This window comes from Vicinamibacteria bacterium, assembly GCA_035620555.1.
Classification (GTDB): Bacteria; Acidobacteriota; Vicinamibacteria; order Marinacidobacterales; family SMYC01; genus DASPGQ01.
This window is the reverse complement of the sequence record DASPGQ010000821.1, coordinates 1-3,138: the sequence shown is the minus strand read 5'-3', so window position 1 is coordinate 3,138 and position 3,138 is coordinate 1. Positions and strand designations below refer to the sequence as shown.

Annotated in this window: 4 protein-coding genes; 1 reads left to right on the top strand and 3 read right to left on the bottom strand. The window is 62.7% G+C overall.

The features are described from left to right. Positions 1 to 185 precede the first annotated feature (185 nt). The gene (locus tag VEK15_32750) at positions 186 to 1,049 is read left to right on the top strand and encodes a DUF2911 domain-containing protein (protein HXV65512.1); all 864 of its coding nucleotides are present in this window, start codon (positions 186 to 188) and stop codon (positions 1,047 to 1,049) included. On the opposite strand, the gene VEK15_32745 is transcribed toward VEK15_32750, so the two are convergent. The 3 genes from VEK15_32745 to VEK15_32735 form a co-directional block, all read right to left on the bottom strand. Further along, positions 1,039 to 2,754, bottom strand: a complete 1,716-nt coding sequence (locus tag VEK15_32745; GenBank protein ID HXV65511.1) for a sodium:solute symporter — start codon at positions 2,752 to 2,754, stop codon at positions 1,039 to 1,041. The genes VEK15_32750 and VEK15_32745 overlap by 11 nt on opposite strands. Next, positions 2,751 to 2,897: a hypothetical protein gene (locus tag VEK15_32740; GenBank protein ID HXV65510.1), complete on the bottom strand. Its 147-nt coding sequence runs from the start codon at positions 2,895 to 2,897 to the stop codon at positions 2,751 to 2,753. Before VEK15_32740 ends, VEK15_32745 begins: the two co-directional genes overlap by 4 nt. Then, positions 2,894 to 3,138: LmbE family protein (locus tag VEK15_32735; GenBank protein ID HXV65509.1), on the bottom strand; the 245-nt coding region annotated here is incomplete at its 5' end. The genes VEK15_32740 and VEK15_32735, both read right to left, overlap by 4 nt.

Sequence of the window (3,138 nt, the reverse complement as noted above, 5' to 3'; positions counted from 1 at the left end):
AACACGGGCATGTCGCCCGCGGCCTTTTTGTCAATTATGTGGTTTATGCCGTTACGGTTCATTTCGCGCCAATGATCGGGACGGGGGCTGCCACTGTGGTTTATATTCTGGTCTGCCGAACCCGCTCGATCGGGCTTCGGGTGACCCCAATTCTTGTTCATTCCCTTAGAAAGGACTTCCAAGTCATGAGATCACCACATCTCCCGCTAATGGCAGCCCTTGTGGCTGCGGCCCTGCTGCCCGATGCCTCCTCGGCCCAGCTCCAGCTGCCGCGCCCGAGCCAGAAGGCTCAGGTCATGCAGACCGTGGGGCTCACGGATGTCACGATCAATTACAGCCGCCCCGGTGTGAAGGGTCGGGTGATCTGGGGCGAGCTCGTCCCCTACGACAAGGTGTGGAGGACGGGCGCGAACGAGGCCACGATCATCACCTTCTCCACGGTCGTGAAGGTGAACGGTCAGGCGCTCCCGGCTGGGACCTACAGTATTCACACGATCCCCACCAAGAGCGACTGGACGGTTATCTTCAACAAGAAGGCCGAACAATGGGGGAGCTACTCCTACGACGAGAAGGACGACGCGCTCCGAATCCAGGTCAAGGCCCAGCCGCACGAGTTCACCGAGTGGATGGCGTTTAGCCTCCCGAACATCGCCGTGGACAAGGCCACGGTGGCTCTCGACTGGGAGAAGCTCCGTGTCCCGTTCGAGATCCAGGTGGAAACGATCGATCACGCGCTCGCGAGCGCCCGCGCCGCCATGGCTTCGCTGGCCGCGGACGACCAGCAGACGGCGTTCCGTTGCGCGAGCTTCGCCTTCGACAACAACGTCGCTCCCGACGAAGCGCGGCAGTGGGTCGACAAGTCGATCTCCATCAAGGAGACCTGGCTCAACCTGCGTCTCAAGGCCAACATGATGGCGAAGGAAGGCAAGACAGCGGAGGCCATCCAGTTCGGGGAGAAGGCAATCGCAGTGGGCAAGACGGACGCACCCGCCGATGAGATCGCCAAGATCGAGAAGCAGGTCGCGGAGTGGAAGAAAGCTAAGAAGTAACGGACCGGGCTACCGGGCGGCCCCAGCGGCCGCCCGGTAGCGAGAACACGAGCGCGCAGGCGATGGTCCCGAGGCAACCGACCACGTTGTACCAGAGAAACGAGATGTCGGTGGCCGTGAAGCAGACAACGACCGCAGCCTCTCCCGCCAGCGCCCCAAAGAAGACCGCCGTCCCCCTCGCCCGCTTCACGTAGAACGCCAGCAGAAAGATTCCGAGGATCGTGCCATAGAAGAGCGATCCCAGGATGTTGACGGCCTCGACCAGCGAGCCGAGCCGGTTGGCGTACAACGCGAAGAGAATGGCGAGCCCACCCCAGACCACGGTCGCAACCTTTGATACCACGACCAGGTGCTGTTCCGACCGCGTACGCTTCCAGAACCTCCGATAGATATCCACGATCGTCGTCGAGGCGAGAGCGTTGAGCTCCGAGGCCGTCGATGACATCGACCCCGCGAAGACCATGGCGAGTACGAGACCGATGACGCCGACCGGTAGCGACGCGAGCACGAACGACAGGAAAATGTAGTTCACATCGTTGCCGTCCGATCCCGGGTTGACCTCGCGCACGATCTCGCGGGCCTGCATGCGAAGGTCGTTGGCCTCGGCCTGAATGCGGTCGATGGACGTCGCCGCCGACGCCTCGGCCGCGCGGTCACCGGCCCGGCGCGCCCGAAGCAACGTCTCGATCTCGGCTCGCTTCGCCTCCGTGAGCGCGTCGTGCTGCGCCTGAAGAACTTGGAACTCGTCCGCGCGCGCGCTTGCCTCGACGCGCTGCGTTTCCACGGGATTGAAATAGACCGGCGTCGCGTGGAACTGATGGACGACGAAGACCATGGCCCCGATGAACAGGATCACGAACTGCATCGGCACCTTGACCATGCCGTTGAACAGGAGACCGAGCCGGCTTTGCGTGACAGATTGGCCCGAGAGGTAACGGCCGACCTGCGATTGGTCGGTACCAAAGTAGGAAAGCGCGAGAAAGAAACCGCCGATGATGCCCGACCAGAAGTTGTAGCGGTTGTTCCAATCGAACGAGAAGTCGATCGCGTTCAGTCGGCCCATGCGGCCCGCCACGTGAACCGCTTCCGCGAAGGAGACGCTCTCGGGAAGCCGTGCCACCGCGATCGCCAGGGTGGTCGCGAGGCCGCCCAGAATGATGATCATCTGCCAGAAGTTGGTGTGAGAGACCGCTTTCGTTCCGCCCGCCGCCGTATAAATGATGACCAGGACGCCAATGACCAGACAGGTGACCTGAAGGTTCCAGCCCAGCAGCACCGAAAGGACCACGGCCGGTGCGTAGATGGTGAGTCCGCAGGCCAGCCCGCGCTGCACGAGGAAAAGAATGGCGGCCAGGCTGCGCACCCTGACATCGAAGCGATGCTCGAGGTACTCGTACGCGGTGTAGACCTTGAGCCTTCGATAGAGCGGCACGGCGGTGATCGACAGCACCACCATCGCGAGCGGCAGACCGAAGTAGAACTGCACGAAGCGCATGCCGTCCACGTAGGCCTGGCCGGGCGTCGAGACGAAGGTGATCGCGCTGGCCTGGGTCGCCATGATGGAGAAGGCGACCATGTACCAGCGCATGCTGCGATCGCCCAGGATGTAGCCGTCGAGATCGCGGTTCCTGCGGCCCTTCCACACCCCGTAGACGACGATGAAGGCGAGCGAAGCGACGAGCACGAGCCAGTCGTAACTTCTCACGAGAACGCCTTCGTGAACGCGTAGAAGAGAACGATGAGGAGTGCGAGATTTCCGATGACGACGGCGTAGAGGACACGCCAGCTCCCACCGATAGGCGGCTTCTCTTCGCCGTCCGGAGTCGCGGGGTGCTTCGTTTCTCTCATCCGCGGGCTGAGACGAGGTTAATGAATAGCCGGTACGCGCCGGGTACGCCCGCCGGGAGCTGCCTGAAGAATGCATACCCGGTGTAGATGAAGATCCCCTTGCCGTGGCGTGCCCACAGGAGACCGCCGGCCGCCGGCGTCTCTCCGGGATCGGTGGACGAGAGCACGGTCCGGTACTCGGTTCCCCACGTGGAGGCGAAGTAGAGCCCGCGTTCCTGCACCCAGCCCTCGAAGTCCTCCG